At 68.3% G+C, this 17,199-nt stretch carries 14 protein-coding genes; 2 read left to right on the top strand and 12 right to left on the bottom strand.

Annotation, left to right across the window (positions count from 1 at the left end; genetic code table 11):
• Window positions 1-3: 3 nt before the first annotated feature.
• Window positions 4-933 carry a Ppx/GppA family phosphatase gene (locus tag LH390_RS01265; RefSeq protein ID WP_227337383.1) on the bottom strand — a complete coding sequence of 310 codons (930 nt, stop codon included), beginning with the start codon at window positions 931-933 and terminating at the stop codon, window positions 4-6.
• Window positions 934-966: 33 nt separating this feature from the next.
• Here LH390_RS01265 and LH390_RS01260 point away from each other — a divergent pair, with 33 nt between their 5' ends.
• Window positions 967-1,887 (top strand): DUF3109 family protein, encoded by a 921-nt coding sequence (locus LH390_RS01260; RefSeq protein ID WP_227280972.1) that lies wholly within the window; start codon window positions 967-969, stop codon window positions 1,885-1,887.
• On the opposite strand, the gene LH390_RS01255 is transcribed toward LH390_RS01260, so the two are convergent.
• The 4 genes from LH390_RS01255 to mshA form a co-directional block, all read right to left on the bottom strand.
• Complete coding sequence (locus LH390_RS01255) at window positions 1,884-2,594, bottom strand: response regulator transcription factor (protein ID WP_227280973.1); 711 nt, start codon at window positions 2,592-2,594, stop codon at window positions 1,884-1,886. The genes LH390_RS01260 and LH390_RS01255 overlap by 4 nt on opposite strands.
• Window positions 2,591-3,874: a sensor histidine kinase gene (locus LH390_RS01250; RefSeq protein ID WP_227280974.1), complete on the bottom strand. Its 1,284-nt coding sequence runs from the start codon at window positions 3,872-3,874 to the stop codon at window positions 2,591-2,593. Before LH390_RS01250 ends, LH390_RS01255 begins: the two co-directional genes overlap by 4 nt.
• A 16-nt stretch (window positions 3,875-3,890) precedes the next feature.
• Window positions 3,891-4,640 (bottom strand): phosphoglyceromutase, encoded by a 750-nt coding sequence (locus tag LH390_RS01245; RefSeq protein WP_227280975.1) that lies wholly within the window; start codon window positions 4,638-4,640, stop codon window positions 3,891-3,893.
• Window positions 4,641-4,759: 119 nt separating this feature from the next.
• Window positions 4,760-6,031: a D-inositol-3-phosphate glycosyltransferase gene (gene mshA / locus LH390_RS01240; RefSeq protein WP_227280976.1), complete on the bottom strand. Its 1,272-nt coding sequence runs from the start codon at window positions 6,029-6,031 to the stop codon at window positions 4,760-4,762.
• Between the two features lie 206 nt (window positions 6,032-6,237).
• On the opposite strand from mshA, the gene LH390_RS01235 reads away from it, so the two are divergent.
• Entirely contained in the window at window positions 6,238-7,950 is a 1,713-nt protein-coding gene (locus tag LH390_RS01235; protein ID WP_227280977.1) for a long-chain-fatty-acid--CoA ligase, read from the top strand.
• 30 nt (window positions 7,951-7,980) lie between these two features.
• On the opposite strand, the gene LH390_RS01230 is transcribed toward LH390_RS01235, so the two are convergent.
• The 7 genes from LH390_RS01230 to LH390_RS01200 all read right to left on the bottom strand — a co-directional run bounded on the left by LH390_RS01230 (window position 7,981) and on the right by LH390_RS01200 (window position 16,618).
• Entirely contained in the window at window positions 7,981-8,280 is a 300-nt protein-coding gene (locus tag LH390_RS01230) for a hypothetical protein (RefSeq protein ID WP_227280978.1), read from the bottom strand.
• A gap of 64 nt (window positions 8,281-8,344) precedes the next feature.
• On the bottom strand, window positions 8,345-10,807 hold the full coding sequence (locus LH390_RS01225) for a choice-of-anchor M domain-containing protein (RefSeq protein WP_227280979.1): 2,463 nt from the start codon (window positions 10,805-10,807) through the stop codon (window positions 8,345-8,347).
• Window positions 10,808-10,811: 4 nt separating this feature from the next.
• Entirely contained in the window at window positions 10,812-11,657 is an 846-nt protein-coding gene (locus LH390_RS01220) for an anchored repeat-type ABC transporter permease subunit (RefSeq protein WP_227280980.1), read from the bottom strand.
• On the bottom strand, window positions 11,654-12,418 hold the full coding sequence (locus LH390_RS01215) for an anchored repeat-type ABC transporter ATP-binding subunit (RefSeq protein ID WP_227280981.1): 765 nt from the start codon (window positions 12,416-12,418) through the stop codon (window positions 11,654-11,656). The genes LH390_RS01220 and LH390_RS01215 overlap by 4 nt, the downstream gene beginning before the upstream one ends.
• Window positions 12,415-13,344 carry a choice-of-anchor M domain-containing protein gene (locus tag LH390_RS01210; protein ID WP_227280982.1) on the bottom strand — a complete coding sequence of 310 codons (930 nt, stop codon included), beginning with the start codon at window positions 13,342-13,344 and terminating at the stop codon, window positions 12,415-12,417. Before LH390_RS01210 ends, LH390_RS01215 begins: the two co-directional genes overlap by 4 nt.
• A gap of 2 nt (window positions 13,345-13,346) precedes the next feature.
• Window positions 13,347-14,954, bottom strand: coding sequence for an anchored repeat ABC transporter, substrate-binding protein (locus LH390_RS01205; protein ID WP_227280983.1), 1,608 nt, complete (start codon window positions 14,952-14,954; stop codon window positions 13,347-13,349).
• Entirely contained in the window at window positions 14,951-16,618 is a 1,668-nt protein-coding gene (locus tag LH390_RS01200; protein WP_227280984.1) for a TIGR03773 family transporter-associated surface protein, read from the bottom strand. The genes LH390_RS01205 and LH390_RS01200 overlap by 4 nt, the downstream gene beginning before the upstream one ends.
• Between the last annotated feature and the right edge of the window lie 581 nt (window positions 16,619-17,199).

The raw sequence follows: 17,199 nt of genomic DNA, 5'->3' as shown, positions 1-17,199 counted from the left end.
TTTCTATTCCAGTCCCTTATCGATCCGCCGCAGGATGACTCCCTCACGCAACGCCCAGGGGCAGATCTCAATCTCTTCGAGCGCCAACGCCCGCATGGCCGCCTCTGCCACGAGGGCTCCGGCGACGATCTGATAGGAACGGTCAGCGCTGACTCCCTCCAATTCTGCGCGATCTGCCGCCGTCATCCGGGAGATAAAGGCGATCAGCTGCCGCAGACCTGGGGACGAGAGCGTGCGTGTGACAAACGGCCCCTCCGAAGACGGTGCCGCGCCCGTGAGCCGGGCCAGGGTGCGGAAAGTCTTGGACGTGCCGGTGGCCACGCGTGCCGGACCATAGGCGCGCATCTGCCGCGCGGGTTCCACCAACTCGGCGTCGATGAAGTCCCGCAAGAGGTTGATCTTTTTACGTTCAGGCGGATCGGTGTCGAACCACTCGTGGGTCAATCTACCCGCTCCCAGATCCAAGGAGAAAGCCACATCCGGTGTTTCATCCAATCCGGTGGCCATTTCCAACGATCCACCGCCAATGTCAAGGTTAATAATCCGCCCGGCGGACCATCCATACCAGCGGCGCGTTGCCAGGAAAGTTAACCTGGCTTCATCCGGTCCGAAGAGGATTTCTAATTCCACCCCGGTGTGCTTGCGCACATGGGCGAGCACCTTTTCTGAGTTTGTTGCCGAGCGCACCGCAGAGGTGGCAAACGCGATGAGCTCCACGCAGCCTAGCTTGCCGGCCAGCTCCGCCGCCTCACCGACGGCGGCCGTCAGCCGCGCCAGCCCCTTATCGCTGACCGCGCCCCGCTTATCCAGCAGGTCTACCAGCTTGAGGGTGGTCTTCCAGTCACTCATGGGGGTGGGCCGCCCACCGGGGCGGGCGTCCACGGCCACGAGGTGAACCGTGTTACTGCCCACGTCCAAAACACCTAATCGCACACTCTCACAGTAGACGGTCTACCCTTCTTGGGTGTGGATCAACCATCTCGACCGCCCGTCTATCTGGGTTTTCCCGCCGCTACGCCCGCGGCTGCGGCCATCGCCAGGGGCGTCGAAGTAGCGCCGGATTTTCCCCGGGAATGGTTTGAATTTGCAGATCCGGCTGATCCAGATCGCGTGCTTCGCGTGGATATCACCTGGATGGAATCGCATTGGCAGTGTACCTTTGGCACGCCGAACTGCCGGGGTATTTCTGCCAGCCAGCCGGACGCCGGCTGCTGCATCCACGGGGCCTTCTTAAGCGACGAGGAGGATCGCGATCAGCTTTACGACGCCGCCGCCACCATGCCCGCACGCTACTGGCAGCTCCGCCCGGCGGGCACCGACGCCTTCCTGGCCTCCGGGGAGCCCGAGGACCTAGAGCCGTGGCTGGACTGGGACGAGCTTGATGACGATAACGGCGATCCGGAGCCGGCCCTCAAGACCAAGGTGGTGAACGGGGCCTGCATCTTTGCCAACCGCCCAGGCTGGCCCACGGGCGCAGGCTGCGCGATCCACCAGTGGGCGGTGGATGTTGGCGCGGACCTGACCGTGGTCAAGCCGGAGGTGTGTTGGCAGTTGCCGCTGCGCCGCGAGGAGGAGTGGGTGGAGCGCTCGGACGGCGTCGATAAGCTTGTGACCACCATCGGCGAATATGACCGCCGCGGGTGGGGCAACGGCGGCGAGGACTTTGATTGGTACTGTTCGGCGGCGCCGGAGTGCCACACGGGTGCCCGGCCGCTGTGGCTGAGCCAGGAGGCGGAGCTGCGTGCCCTGTTGGGCGATGCCGCCTACGAGGTCCTGGCGCAGTATTGCCGCCGCCGGCAGGCCATCGCCGCGGCGGCCCAGGAGGGGGGACTCGACGCGCCCTGGCCCGCCCATCCGGCGACGCGCCAGGCCCAGGCGCAGGCTTAGGACTCGTACTTGTAGCCCAGGCCCCGCACGGTGACCAGGTGGCGCGGCCGGGAGGGCTCCTCTTCGATCTTGGAGCGCAGCCGCTTGACGTGCACGTCCAGGGTCTTGGTGTCGCCCACGTAGTCGGCCCCCCAGACGCGGTCGATGAGCTGGCCGCGGGTGAGCACGCGCCCGGCGTTGCGCAACAGGTATTCCAGCAGGTCAAACTCCTTGAGCGGCATGTTGACCGGCTGGCCGTCCACGGTGACGGTGTGGCTGTCTACGTTCATGGATACGCGGCCGACCTGGAGGCTTTCTGCCTCTTGTTCCTCGGCCGCGGCGGCCACGGATGGCCCGCCCACGCCGTCGCCGCGGCGGCGCAGCACCGCGCGGATGCGGGCGATGAGCTCGCGGGAGGAGTAGGGCTTGGTCACGTAATCGTCTGCCCCGAGTTCTAGGCCCACCACCTTATCGATCTCCGAGTCCCGCGCCGTGACCATGATGACGGGCACGTCCGAGTGGGCGCGCAGGTGCTTACACACATCCGTGCCGGACATGCCGGGCAGCATAAGGTCCAGCAGCACAATGTCCACGTCGTTTTTGCCAAACTCCACCAGCGCGGAGGGGCCGTCGCCGGCGATGATCGTCTCAAATCCCTCTTTGCGCAGCAGGAAGGCCAGCGGATCGGCCAAGGATTCCTCATCTTCGACGATCAAGATCGTGGTCATGCAGTCTTGTCCTTTCGACGCGCCGACACCCGGTGCGCTGCCCTGCGCAGGGCGGCATCCGGCGGATCAATGGGGTCCTCCGGCGGCGGCAACTCGGCGGCCGTCTCCGGATGGTAGAGCGGTAATTCGATGGTGAAGGTCGAGCCGGTGCCCGGCTTCGACCACAGCTTAATGGTACCGCCGTGGTTGGCCACCACATGCTTGACTATCGCCAGGCCCAGTCCCGTCCCGCCGGTGGAGCGGGATCGGGCCTTGTCTACGCGGAAGAAGCGTTCGAAGACGCGCTTTTGGTCATCCTCGGCGATGCCGATGCCGCGGTCGGTGACCCGGATGGCTACCGCGTCATGGTCCGGCAGCACCTTGTGGGTCAGGGAGACGGGCATGGACTCTGCCGAGTAGTTGATCGCGTTGCTGATCAGGTTGGATACGGCGGTCACCAGCAGGGACATGTCGCCGTTGACCTGGGCTTGGGATTCGGGGCCGCGGGTGAGCGTTACGTCGCGGTTTTCTGCGGCGATCTGGTTGCGGGCGATGGCTTCATCGATGATGTCGTCGACGGCGACGGGTTCCATTTCCGGCAGCGCCTCGGCGCCTTGGAGTTTGGAGAGCGAGATCAGCTCGTTGACCAGGTCGGACATGCGCAGCGCCTCGCGGTGCAGGCGGGTGCCAAAGTAGGTCACCTGCTCGGGGTCGTCGCTGGATTCCATGAGCGCCTCGGCGAGCAGTGCCATGCCGCCGACGGGCGTTTTCAGTTCGTGGGAGACGTTGGCCACAAAGTCGCGGCGGGCGGACTCCATGCGCATGTATTCCGACTCGTCGGTGCTGTAGACGATGACAAAGCGGTCATCGACGAGCGTGAGCGGCTTGACCACCACGCGGACGTCGGTGACCCGGTTTCCTGGGCGGCGCCGGGGTGTGGTCAGGTTGAGCACGTGGGTTTCTTTGTCTTCAAAGACCCGCTCGATGACGGCCCACACCTCCGGGGTGACGGCGCGTTCGTGGATGACGCCCATCTCATGGGCCCAGCTGTTTGATAGCAGCAGTTCGGCGTCGCGGCTGACCACGGCCATGCCGGTGGGGCTGCCCTGGATGGCCAGGTGGAGGACCTGGCTGATGGTGGTGACCTGGTTGCGGCCCGCCTCGTCCCCGGTTTCCCGGTGGGGGCGGTGTGCGCGGTGGGGGCGGCGGTGCCGGGCGCGCGCAAGCAGCGGCGCGGCGCTGCTTCCTAGCAGCCCGCCGGCCGCGAAGGCGGCACCGCCGAGGACCCAGACCCAGATCACCGTGAGTGGGGCGGTGCTACTTGGAGGCGCCCTGGTTGGCCACGGCGGCAGCGCCGGCGGCGGCGGCCTCGGGGTCGAGGTAGGTGCCGCCGGGGTTGACCACGGAGCCGTCGGAGGCGATCTCATAGACCAGCGGGATGCCGGTGGGGATGTTCAGCTCGGCGATGTCCGCGTCGGAGATGTTGTCCAGGTACTTGACCAGGGCGCGCAGGGAGTTGCCGTGGGCGGCGATGACCACGGTCTGGCCGTCCTTGGCGCGCGGCAGGATCTCCTGCTCGAAGTAGGGCACGAAGCGGGCGACAACGTCCTTGAGGCATTCGGTGCGCGGGACCTGCTCAAGGTCTGCGTAGCGGGGGTCGTTGGCCTGGGAGTACTCGTTGTCGTCGTCGAGCTCGGGCGGCGGGGTGCCGTAGGAGCGGCGCCATTCCATGAACTGCTCGTCGCCGTACTTGTCGCGGGTCTCCGCCTTGTTCAGGCCCTGGAGGGCGCCGTAGTGGCGCTCGTTGAGGCGCCAGTCGCGCACGACGGGGATCCAGTGGTAGTCCGCGGCGTCGAGGGCGATGTTGGCGGTCTTGATGGCGCGGCGCAGCAGGGAGGTGTAGACCACGGTGGGCTTGAGGCCCGATTCCTTGATCATTTCTCCGCCGCGCTGGGCTTCTTGCTTGCCCTGTTCGGTCAGGTCCACGTCCACCCATCCGGTGAACTGGTTGGAGGCGTTCCACTCGCTTTGGCCGTGGCGCAGAAGAATCAGTTGTCCGTTGCTCATGTTCTTTAGCATGCCATGAATCACCCCGCCGCGCCCATGTTTGACTCTGTGAGTTTCCACATAATCGGGCGCAGGGGTGCGCGGGTGGGCGCCCGATTGCCTGTGTTTAGCCTCCGGGTTCAGCCCCCAATCGCGTTGCGACGCCGCCCCTGGGCACCCTGCGCACGCCACGCCACCGTCTGCGCGTAGACCTCCGCCAACCGGGAGGCCGTGGCCGCCCAGGAAAACTGCGCCGCGTGCTCCACGGCATCGCGACCCATCCGGATGCGCGTGTCATCATCGTCGAGCAGCTCCGCCAGCGCCTCCGCCCAGTCCCGCGGATCGTGGCCCTCCACGAGCACCCCGGTCTCCCCCTCCGCCACCGCGATGGGCAGCCCACCAGCCCGGGCGGCAACCACCGGCGTGCCCGTAGCCTGGGCTTCCAGCGCCACGAGGCCGAAGGACTCGTTGTAGCTGGGCACGGCGACCACATCCGCCGCCTGGTAGACCGTGACAAGCTCCTCCGGCGGGCGCGGATCGAGGAAGCGGATGCGGTGGGCCACCCCGAGCTCACGGGCGAGGTCGCGGTAGGTCGTCGCCGCCGCCTGCGCGCCGGAGGCACCCCCACAGATGAGCACCCGCAGGTTGGCCCAGGGGGCGTCGGCAAGCATCTGTGCCACCGCACGAATGAGCACCTGCGGGCCCTTGAACTCCTGGAGTCGGCCCACAAACGCAATGACCTTCGCGTGCAGCGGCACCCCCAACGCCCGGCGCGCCAGCTCCGTGTTGCGGTTGGTGCCCGGCGTAAACAGCTCCGTATCCGCGCCCGGGGGGACGACCACGATGCGCTCAAGCTCCGCATCGTAGTGGCAGAGCAGATCGCCCTGCTCCTCGGCGGTATTGACCACCATGACGTCCGCATTGTCCACAATCTGCTGCTCACAGATGCGCCGCGCCTCCGACTCAGCAGAATCCGACGCCGCCCGGTGCAGGTTCTTCACCGCCGCCAACGTGTGCGCCGTGTGCACCAACGGGATGCCCCACAGGTCCCGCAACAGCCAGCCGACCTGGCCAGAAAGCCAATAGTGGGAATGGATGACGTCATAATCCACCCCCTCCGAGCGCACAAACTGCACAATTCCCCCCGCGAACGCCGCCAGCTGCGTGGGCAGCTCCTCCTTGCTCAACCCCTCATAGGGGCCGGCAACCACGTTGACCACCCGCAGGTGCGGCGCCACCTCCACCACGTCGCCCTGGCTCGGCCGGGTCGCCCGCGTAAACACGTCCACGTCCACCCCCTGCCGGGCAAGCTGCGTGGCGGTGGATAACACGTAAACGTTCATCCCGCCGGCGTCCCCAGAGCCGGGCTGCGTCAACGGGGAGGTGTGCATGGAGATCATGGCAACGCGCATGTGCCCGATATTAATCATTCCGCCGGGCGGGTCCCCGGGGCGCCGGAACAGGGGCGCTGCAAGGGGCGCGATTGCCGCCACCCCGAGTGGGGGTACTAGAGTGGCTCAAGGTAACCTACCCGGTGGTAACTAACGACGCCCCGCGCACCCATACCGCGCACCCCGCCCGCGCCGCCACGAACCACAGCGAAAGGACTCCCACGCCTATGACCACCCCCACCGACCGCATCTGGCTGCGCCACTACGCCTCCTTTACCCCCCACACCCTCGACTACGGCCAGACCACGCTGCTCGACCTCTACGAAACCAACCTGGCAAACAAGGGCTCCAAGCCCGCCACCTGGTTCTTCGGGCGCACCATGACCTACACGGAGCTGGACCGCAAGGTCCGCGCCGCCGCCGCGGGCCTGCGCGCCTTGGGAGTCCGCGCCGGCGACCGCGTCGCCGTGGCCCTGCCCAACTGCCCGCAGCACATCATCGCCTTCTGGGCGGTCCAGATGCTCGGCGCCACCGTGGTGGAACACAACCCGCTCTACACCAGCCACGAGCTCCACGACCCCTTCGTTGACCACGGCGCCCGCGTGGCCATCATCTGGGACAAGCGCGCCGACGTCTTCGAGGCGCTGCGCCCCACCACCGAGCTCGAAACCATCGTCTCCGTCAACATGACAGAGGAGATGCCCACCTCCCGGCAGCTGGCCCTCCGCCTGCCCATCCCCAAGGTCCGCCGCATGCGCGCCCAGCTGACCGCGCCGGCGCCCAACACGCTGCCCTTTGAGATGCTGCTGGGCAACCGCCTCGGCGGCGACGGCTCCGACGTCGTGGCCAGCCCCGAGGTCACCCCGGATACCACCGCCCTGATCCTCTACACCTCCGGCACCACCGGCGCCCCCAAGGGCGCCCAGCTGACCCACGCCAACCTCAACGCCAACATCACCCAGGGCAAGGCGTGGGTGCCTAACCTCGGCGAAAATGATGAGCGCATCCTCGCCGCGCTGCCCATGTTCCACGCCTACGGCATGACCATGTGCTGCACGCTGTCCATGCTCATCGGCGGGGAGATTATTTTGCTGCCCGCCCCGCAGATGGACCTCATCATGGACGTGATGAAGAAGCACACCCCCACCTGGGTTCCCGGGGTGCCCACCCTCTACGAAAAGATCGTGGACACCGCCCGCAAGCGCGGCGTCGAGCTGCGCGGCGTGCGCAACTCCTTCTCCGGGGCGTCCACCTTGCCCGTCGCCACCGTGCAGCGCTGGGAGTCGATGACCAAGGGCCTGCTGGTGGAGGGCTACGGGCTGACCGAAACCTCCCCCATCATCGTGGGCAATCCTATGAGCGCGGCGCGCCGCCCCGGCTACGTGGGCATCCCCTTCCCCGACACCGACGTGCGCATCGCGGACCCGGAGGACCTGGACCGCACCGTCGAGTACGGCGAGGAGGGCGAGCTGCTTGTGCGTGGCCCCCAGGTGTTCAAGGGCTACCTCAACAACCCGGAGGCCACCGAGGCGAGCTTCCATAACGGCTGGTACCGCACCGGCGACGTCGGCGTCATGGAGCCCGACGGCTTCATCCGCCTGGTCGCCCGCATCAAGGAAGTCATCATCACCGGCGGCTTTAACGTCTACCCCGCCGAGGTGGAAGAAGCGCTGCGCGCCCACCCGGACATCGCCGATATTGCGGTCGTCGGCCGCCCGCGTGAGGATGGCTCCGAATCCGTCGTCGCCTGCGTCACCCTCAACGAGGGCGCCGCGCTGGACCCGGAGGGCCTCAAGGACTACGCCCGCGAACTGCTCACCCGGTATAAGGTGCCGCGCACCTTCTACCACTTCGAAGAGCTGCCCCGCGACCAGATGGGCAAGATTCGCCGCCGCGACGTGCAAAAGGAACTGTTGCGCCTACTCGAGCGCAACTCTTAAAAACCCCCTGCCCTCGCGCGGGCGTGCGAGCTACAGGCCCGCCAGCCCGCTGGCGAACAAGGAAACAAACGCCGCCCATCCCCCAGCGCTGGCCACGGTGCACACCGCGGCCACCAGCGTCGCGCCCGGCCACAGGCGGGTGCGGCGCAGCAGCAGGGCCCCGAGGGCGGCACAGCCCAACCCACAGGCGGTGGCCAGGGCAACAAACCCCACCACCGACAGGTCAACGACGCTCAGGGCCGCCACGGCGATCCACATCGCAGCGTAGCCCACCGCCAGCCCAGCAAGGCCGGCGATGAGACTAGGGATGACCTTGTGGGCGAGCATCATCGGCGCCCTTCCCCTCGGGTGGCACAGCAGGTTCGTTGTGCCACCCGAGGGTAATCGAACACCCCTACTCGCGCTCGCGCAGCCGGGCGGCGACCCGCCGGTTAATCTCCGCGGCGATGAGGAACCCGGCGCCCACCACGGCGGCCGCCACGCCCATGCCGATGACCAGCCCGGAGGCCCAGCCGCCGGCCTGCATCCCCGGAGCCGACGCCGTCAGCGCCTGGGTGGACACGTCCGGGACGTCCTGCTTTCCGCTTGTCGACGCCCCGCGCGCCCGGTCCGCGGGCTTCGTCCCCGTCTTCGTTCCGGGCTTAGCACCCGGCTGCGTTCCGGTCTTCTGGCCCACCTTCGCACCCGAGCTGGTGCTGCGTGCCGCAGACGAGCTTCCCGCCGGGCGGCTACCGGCGGACCCGGAGGGGCCCGTCGCCATCGACGCCGCACGCACCGACCCGGAGGCCGATCCCGGCGCGTGCTGCGGGGCCCGCTGCCCGGCCACCGACACCCGCGACGTATTTCCCGTCGAGGGATTCACACCGGCAGAACCTGCGGGGCGCTGCGGTGCCGGGGAGGCCGCATCCGGGCGGTGCCCGATGGGCATCGGCTTGGCCGCAGGGGCCGCACCCGCACCCGGGCGGTGCGCCGGGGCGGGAGCCGGGGCGGGGGCAGGCGCAGCCGGGTGCTCCGCCGGAGTCAGGCCCCGCTTCGGGGACTCCTCGTCCGGGCGGGTGACACCAATGGCATCAGAACCCACCAAAAACGCGGTCTCTACATCGCGCTCCACCAGCTTCCCGGACAGGTCGCGGGCGCTAAAGCGGAAGGTGACCTCGTAGCGTCCGGCCTCGGTGAACCAGAAGGACATGTGGTTGTGCGCCCGGGGGCCGTATTGCAACACCTTGGAACGATCGGCCGAATCCAGCCGCACCGACACGGCGGTCAGCGTGGCCTCTGAGGCCACCATCCGGCCGGGGCCGGTGAAGTTGGCCAGGCTGACCTCCACGGGCGCGGAGGTATCGATGCCGGCGTCATCGGCAATATCGGTGGAAAAGCCCAGCCAGGGCAGGCCGTCGACCTGCGCCTGCGGCAGCTCCCAGATCGCCTCCGGCAGGTCCCCGCCAACGGAGGCCGCAACCTTGGCTGGCAGGGTGCGCCGCGCCGCATTGGGCACGGCGAAGGCGAAGGTACCGGACTCGCGCCACAGCTCATGGGCCGGATCCGCCCCGTCACGCAGGCCGGCCTTCAGGCCGTCCTCGGCGGTGGCGTAGGCCATGAGGTCCATGTGTCCGTCAGTGATGATGTGCGCCACCGGGGATTCATCAGGAAGCTCCGGCTCCTTCGGCGTCGGTTGGGGCTGGGGTTGGGGCTCAGGCTGCGGCTCCGGGGCCGGCGCGGCCGTGGGCTTCGGCTTGTCCGAGGGCTTGGGCTTATCGGAAGGCTTGGGCTTGTCCGACGGCTTCGGCTTGTCCGACGGCTTCGGCTTGTCGGCAGGCTTGGGCTTGTCGGAAGGCTTGGGCTCCGCGCTCGGCTCCGTGGTGCAGTGGCACTCCGGGGTCGCCGCACCCGCGGAATCCGTCGCCTCCTCGGAGGCGGCGTCCGTCTCCGCCTCCGTGGTCTCAGAGGCCGTCTCAGTTTCAGACTCGGAGGCTTCTGCCTCCTCATCCAGCGGCGCCAACAGCTCCTTAATCGGGTTGAGCCCCGTGGTGGTGCCCTCGGGCAGGCCCACCTGCTCGTCGGTGCCCACCAGCCAGTAGATGGTGGTCTCCGGGGACTCCAAGTGCTGGCCATCGGTGCGCTCAGCGGTGGCCTTGAAGGTCATGGAGTAGATACCGGGCTTAGTAAACGTCCAGGTGAAGTGGCCGTGGCCGCCGACCTTGTAGTCAAACTCGCGGTGATCGCGGCTATCAAACAGCACCTTGGGCGCGTCCGTGGACGCGTTGTAGAAGAACACGTCCGTGCGACCGGGGCCCTGGTAGTCGGTCATTTCAAAGTGGACCGAGGAATCCATCAGGTCTTCTGGCACCGCGTTTTCATGGTGCGGGTCAAACGCGCCGATGCCGGACCACAGCGGCCGCCACCCACGCCACGCGTTCACCGATTGCGGGGCCTGCCAGATCACCTCGCCGGGGGTGCCCAGGAAGCTGAAGGCCGGGTCGTCGGGGATGGCAAAGCGGGACAGCTCATTGCCGTCATCGTCGGCGTCGGGAGCAAGGCGCATGCACAGGTCATCGGCGTCGCGGACCTGCTGGCCATCGATGGTGGCGATCATCAGCTCACCATCGGCATCGTAGGTGGCATACAGGGCATCCGAGTGCGCCTTGTACGTCAGCTTGCGGCCCGCGCAGACGTGATCAAGATCGCTGGGAACATCCACCCCAAAGCCGGGCGTGCCGGGCTTGTGGGCGGCCACCTCGCCGGCGGCGGCGACCTGGGGGGCCACCTGTGGGGCCACCGCGGCGGCCAGCAGGGCGGTGGCCAGCAGCGCCACCGTAGACCGCATCCGCCGATGGTGGTGGAGCGTTGAAATAGACACTGTTTTAGACACTCTCCTCAGTTCGGGTCAGCCCGGTAATAGCCCAGCTGACCAGGAAAATGGCGGTGACCGTCAGTACGATCGTGGCGCCGGTGGGCAAATCGATCGCCCAGGATAAATACAGGCCCACGGCCGAGGCTGCGGCGCCGATGAGGGCCGCCAGGCCCATCATCACCCCCAGCCGGTCCGTGAGCAGGCGAGCCGTGGCGGCGGGGGTAACCAGCAGCGCGAGCACCAGGATGTTGCCGATGGTGCGCACCGAGATCACCACCGCCGCAGTGACCGCCACATAGAGCAAGAGATCGAGCCAGAACACGCGCAGCCCCATCGCCCGGGCGGTTTCCCGATCCAGGCTCACGGCCACGAGTTCTTTGAGGAACACAAAAATCAGCGCGACGGCTACCCCTCCCACCACCGCGGCAATGACGATGTCCGAGCGCGACACGCCCGTAATCGAGCCGAAGAGGAAGGACGTCAGAGACGCGGTGTAGCCCTCGACGCGGGCGATGACCACCACACCAAGAGAGAATGCGGCGGCAAAGAAGATGCCAATCGCGGTGTCCTCCCCCACCCGGCGTCGCTGCGAGAACACCGCCACCAACACCGCCACCGTCACCCCGGCGATCGCCCCGCCCAGCAGCACGCTGCCTTCCAGGGCAAAGGCGATGGCAATGCCGGGGAAGACGGAGTGGGCCACGGCATCGCCAATAAACGCCATGCCGCGCAGCACCACGAAAGTGCCCACCACGGCGCAGACCACCGCCGCCACCACAGAGACCGCCAGGGCGCGCGGCAGGAAGGCCAACGCCGGGTTGGTCAGGTCTGCGAAGAAATCTGCCACAGAGATCACGACGCCACCTGCCTGTCCGGGCCGATGATGCCCGCCGCGCGCAGCAGCGGGGAATCCTCCCGCACCCCGAAGGTGCGCGTCCACAGCTGCGCGTCGCGCAGCGTCGCCGGGGCGGCCGGGCCCGCGCTCAACGTCCCGGCGCGCAGCAGCGCCACCGAGTCGCACGTGTCCATCGCCTCGCCGATGTCATGGGTGGACATAGCAATGGCCACCCCATCCGTTGCAGCAAGGCCCCGGATCAGTGCGAGCAGGGACTCCTGGGCGGGCATGTCCAGCCCGGTGAAAGGCTCGTCGAGCAGCAGCGCCTGCGGTTCGACGGCCAGCGCCCGGGCGATGAGCACCCGCTGGCGCTGCCCGCCGGATAGCGCCGCGACGGGGCGGGCGGCGAGCTCGGACAGGCCGACACGCTCCAGCGCATGGGTGACCGCGGTGGCGTCGATACGCGTAAAGGGGCGCAGCAACCCGCGCAGGCCGGTACGCCCGGAGCGCACCACCTGCTCCACGCTTAAGGGAAAATCCCAGGCCATGTGGTGATTTTGGGGGACGTAGCCCACGCGACCGGTCGCAGAGACGGTCCCGGAAGTGGGGCTGAGCAGGCCGAGCAGCGTGCGCAGCAGCGTGGTTTTGCCCGCCCCGTTGGGCCCCAGAAGCCCCAGGAACTCGCCGGCGTGGACGGCAAGGGACACGCCGTGGAGGACGTCCCGGCGGCCGAGCCGCACGTGCACGTACTCGGCGCGTAGCACCTCCTGCGGCCCCGTCACTGATTGCTCCTTGAGGCGCGGCGCCCAAAGTAGAATGCCGCCGCCCCGGCGCACAGTGCCGCGGCGAGGACAGCCCCGCCGATCAGCCAGCCGCGGTGCGGGTTGCTTCCGGCGTCGGCGGCCTTGCCCACGGTCGGGTCGCCGTCCCAGGAAGCGGTGCGGGCCTGGGCGACATCAGCATCCTGCCCGACGGCAAAGCGCAGCACGCGGGTGGTCGACGCCGTGGTGCCGTCGCGCAACGTCGCGGTGGCGCGCACGGCCACCAGGTGAATGCCCGGCTGGGTAAACACCCAGTTGGCGTGGGCGTGGCTATTCATTTCCACCCACGCCTTCTGGGGGGCGTCCTCGGTGGAGGTCCACACCTTCTGGGGCGCGGCGAACCCGCCGGCCTGGAGGAAGACGGAGAAGTGGCCCGGGCCCTGGTGGCCCATGAACTCCAGGTCCACGCCGGTATCTACCTGCTCGCCCAGGCTTGGCGCCTGCGTGTTCCACCCGAGCCAGGGCACACCGGTGACCTGGGTTTGGGGAATCACCCACACCTGCGCGCCCGGCTTCGCGCCAGTGAACTGGTAGTCCTTGCCGCCCTCGGAGGCCTCTGGCAGCGGCATCTGCGCGCCCTCTCCGACCTTAAACACCAGGTCCTCGGCGTGGCGGTGCACCGGGGGGCTGACGGAGTCATCGCGGACCAGCAGGTCGAAGGTGCCGTTGACAAACGCCGGGCCCATGTCCGCGTGGCCTTCTTCTAGGGTGGCCTGGGTGCCGGGCGGGACGATGGACTCATCGGCGGAGACGTGCTGGTCCAGGGGGTTGGCGGCCGCCAGGCTCACCTCGCCGAGGCCGGCGGTGCCCAGGGTCAGGCCGACAGCCAGGCTCAGGGCGGCTAAGGGGCGCAGCCAGCCGGCGGCGCGCGGGAGTTGGTGATTCATGGTTAGTGTCCTTTGTTGTGTGTGGTGGTGGTCGTTGCTGCGGGCGCTGACGACCCCGGTGCGGGTGCCGCCGACCCCGGTGCGGGTGCCGCCGACGCAGGAGGGTCAGCCGATCCCCCGCCTCCCGCGGCGCCTGGCCCCAGGCAGCGGCGCAGCGAGTCCGCGGTGGCGGTCATGGCGCTGAGATAGGAGTCCACCCCGGCCGCCGGGTCGAAGCTGTCGGAGTAGATGGGGCACACCTCGACGCCGTTGTCCCGGGCCAGGGAGGTCAGCTCCCCGGAGCGGGAGGCCAGCTGCGGTTCGAGGAAGACGGCGGGCACGCTCAGCTGGTTCAGGGTGCGGGTCAGGCGCACCAGGTCGGTGGCGCTGGCGGGCACGGAGGGGTTGGGGCTGACAAATCCGGCGACGTCGAGGCCGTAGGCTTTGGCCAGGTAGCCGTAGGCGTCGTGGGTGGTGATCAGGTGGCGGCGCTGCGGGGGGATGGCGGCAACCGTCTCCTGCAGGGTGTGGTCGAGGCGGCGGAGGCGTTCGCGGTAGTCTTCGGCGCGGCGCGCGTAGCCGGGCCCGCCGGCGGGGTCCGCGGCGGTGAGGGCTTGTTCGATGACGTCAACGTAGGCGATGGCGTTGGAGACGTCGAGCCATAAGTGGGGGTCCATTTCGCCGTGGAGGTGGCGGCCCAGCACGGCCTGGGCGAGCATGTAGGCGGGCTGTCCGGGCCGGCCGAGGAAGCGGAAGCGCGGGTCTGGCGGGATTTCGCTGTAGGTGGTTCCGGGTACGGAGATGATGGCCTTGTCCAGGGCGATGGTGCCGGCGTCTCCGGTGATGGACAGGGTGCAGGCGTCCAGGTCGACGGTGAGGTCTTGGTGGCCGGTGTCGATGACGGTGCGCCCGGGGGCGTGCGGGTCAACGCCGACGGCGAAGAGGAGCTGCCCGGTGCCGCAGTCGTGGCCGTCGATGCCGCCGCGCAGGTCCATGCGGTACTCGCCGGCCTCGGTAAACGCCCAGCTTAAGTGGGTGTGGGCGCCGACGGGCAGGCGGGCGGTGTCCGCGCCGCGGGTGGGGGCGAAGACGGGTTCGGGTTGGCCGAAGGTGCCGGTAACAAAGGCGCTCAGGGTGCCGGGACCGGTGATGTCCGTGGCGGTGACGGTGATTTCGCTGGTGCGGGTGACCCCGCGGGAGGCGCCGGCGCCGCGCACGCGCAGGCCCAGCCACACCGAGTCGAGGGCGGCGTTTTCTACCAGGGGGATCAGGTGGGCGCCGTGCCCGGTGGCTTCGTGGGCGACGTCGGTGACGCGCACGCCGGGGCGGGTGGAGGTTTCCAGGGTGCGGGTGAGTGCTTCGGGTTCGAGTAGCAGGCCGTTGGCCAGCACCACGTCGGCGTTGGCAACGGCGCGCACGTCGCGCAGCGTAGGTTCGGCGGTGTGCGGGTCGGCGCCCGGCGGGACCAGGTCGGTGACGTGGGCGCGCTCGCCGGCAACCTGCCGGGCGAGATCGGCAAGCACCGGCGTGGAGGCGACCACCTGCACGCCGTCAGGTTCCGGGCTGGTAGCGCACCCTGCGGCCAGCAGGGCACAGCAGATGCTTATCGACGCCCCGATGCGCGCCCTCACTGCCGTCCCACCCGGTTGTAGGCCCACAGGCCCAACCCCAATATGCTCACCCCGCCTAAGGCGATGAGTGCCGCCGGCGCGGTGACGTGTGCCCCGCCGAGCTCCGCCGGGGCGGCCTCCCCGGTGCGCGAGGCGCGCACGTCCACGGGCTTGTCTACCCCGGCCAGGGGGCCGGCGGCGGCGCAGTCAGTGGGTCCCCACGTCGCCCCGATGTCAAAGTGGCCGTCATCGGAGCCGTCGGAGGAGCCGACCTTGAACGTCAGGTCCGTGGCTGCGCTGACCGGCTCCCCGCCGCCGGTGGGCGTGGCGTGCTGGGTAATGCGCATGCGGTAGGTGCCCGGCTCGGAGAAGACCCAGTTGGGGTGGACGTGGGTGTTGCGGGGGATTTCTACCTGGCCTTCCGGCTTGGTGCCTTGGCCGCGGAACCATTCTTTGCCCACGACCTTGCCCAGGTTGCCCTGCTCATAGACGAACATTTCGCCGGGCCCGTCAAAGGCGTCGAGGGTCCAGGTCACGGCCCCCTCGGTGTGGTTCTTCAGCTCGGTGTCCATGGTGTTTGCCCCCACCCAGGGCACGCCGGGTTCTTGGGTGGCGCCGATCATGTGGACGGCCCCGGGTTGGATGGGCCCTAAGGCGCGCGGCAGGTCTTTTTTGGCTGCCGGGCCGAGGGCGAAGGTGACTTCTTGGGGCTTGCGCATGACCGCGGGGTGGACGGAATCGTCCTTGATCTGCGGGATGAGGCCCTCGCAGGTGCCGTCTTCCTTCTTCTTGGGCCCGGGGGCGTTTGCCCCGGCCGCGTGGGACTTGGCTCCGCCTGCGCCGGAGTTTGTGGCGGCCCCGGAGTTGCCGGGCCGGCGGGTGCCGCCGCGCGCGCCATTGGAGTCGGCGCTCGCCGCGCCGCCTGATCCTGCTGCGGCGTCCTCGCCGGGGGCGTCGTCGTCGCGCTCGGCCGCGGGGATGGCCGCGGCGTCGATGACGTCGTCGATGCCCAGGTCAGAGGCCACGGCATCGGTGCCGGGCTGGCCGCCGACCACCCAGGTGTAGGTGTGCGCGGAAGAGGCCAGGGAGCCGGCGTCTGCGTGCACGGTCATGGTGTAGGTGCCCGGCTGGCTGAATACCCAGTTGGCGTGGGTGTGGGCGGGGCGCGGGACGGGCAGGACGGAACCGCTGGACAGGGTGAGCGAGCCGTCGGCAAGCAGGGGGCCGAGCTCGCCGATGCCGGCTTGGCTAAACAGGTAGACGTTACCGGGCCCGGTGACCTCATCAAAGACGAGGTCCACGGCTCCCAGACCGGCCTCGGCGACCTGTTCGGTGGACCAGCCGGGCCACAGCAGGCCGGCCTGCTGGGTCTGGGGCAGGAAGTAGCCGGGCTCCCCGATGCCGGGGACCTCGGCCACGTCGGTGTTCCAGGCTTCCTCGTTGACGCCCAGGGTGATGTCTTCTGGGTGGTGGAGGACGTTGGATCCGGTGACGTCCTCTTTGAGCAGCATGTTCAGCGAGGACCCGTCGGAGACCACGTAGAAGATGTCTGTGTGCCCCTCAGACAGAGTGCCGTCCGCGGCGGCGCGGGCGGGCAGGGCGCTGAGCAGGATCAGTAGGAGTGCGGCGCAGAGTGCCAGCGGCACGGTTAGCCACGCGCGCACGGTGGGATGGGAGTTGCTCACTCGGTCCTCAGTTTCTTGCTTGGTCCACACGCGTGAAGTGAAAGCGATTGTCGTTAGCAGATTAAGGCCGCGCGACCGTTATTGCAATTCATGTTCATTAGGGCCATTGGTGCAGATTTATGCCCGCTTCTTCACAACCCCAGACGCCCGCCCCCTGGCGCCAAAACCCCACCCGCACCACCAGACAACACACACCCCCTAGCGCCCCAAACACCGGCGGCCATCCGGTCGCCCCACACAGGCCTATGCGCGCCCCTTCCCTCACCCCGACACGTCCCGCTACGTGGCCGGATGGACGCACACGCGCCCGCTATCGCCGCGACTCAATACACACCGCTGGCACCACCGCCGCTCCCCCGGACAATTTTCGGAACCACACACCGGTCCCCTTTTGCGCATTACACAAAAGGCAATTCACATCCCCGCAATTAGCGCGCATGAACCGCATTGCCCAAGCACTTTTCATCCGCCCACTTCTACGGTCACACTTTGCCCATAAATAAACTAATGGGCTCATTTTCCGCCCACCACAATGCACATTCCCGTCCCCCACCCCACCCTCAAATCACACAGAACCGCAG

The sequence above is a fragment of the Corynebacterium uberis genome (genome assembly GCF_020616335.1).
GTDB classification, from domain to species: domain Bacteria; phylum Actinomycetota; class Actinomycetes; order Mycobacteriales; family Mycobacteriaceae; genus Corynebacterium; species Corynebacterium uberis.
Note: the sequence above shows the minus strand (reverse complement) of the source record. Positions and strands in the feature narration are given on the sequence as shown.

Excerpts from the sequence above, each read along its gene's own strand:
- LH390_RS01255 (WP_227280973.1), bottom strand. The coding sequence starts at position 2,594 with ATGACCACGATCTTGATCGTCGAAGATGAGGAATCCTTGGCCGATCCG.
- LH390_RS01245 (WP_227280975.1), bottom strand. The coding sequence starts at position 4,640 with ATGAGCAACGGACAACTGATTCTTCTGCGCCACGGCCAAAGCGAGTGG.
- mshA (WP_227280976.1), bottom strand. The coding sequence starts at position 6,031 with ATGCGCGTTGCCATGATCTCCATGCACACCTCCCCGTTGACGCAGCCC.
- LH390_RS01235 (WP_227280977.1), top strand. The coding sequence starts at position 6,238 with ATGACCACCCCCACCGACCGCATCTGGCTGCGCCACTACGCCTCCTTT.
- LH390_RS01230 (WP_227280978.1), bottom strand. The coding sequence starts at position 8,280 with ATGATGCTCGCCCACAAGGTCATCCCTAGTCTCATCGCCGGCCTTGCT.
- LH390_RS01210 (WP_227280982.1), bottom strand. The coding sequence starts at position 13,344 with ATGAATCACCAACTCCCGCGCGCCGCCGGCTGGCTGCGCCCCTTAGCC.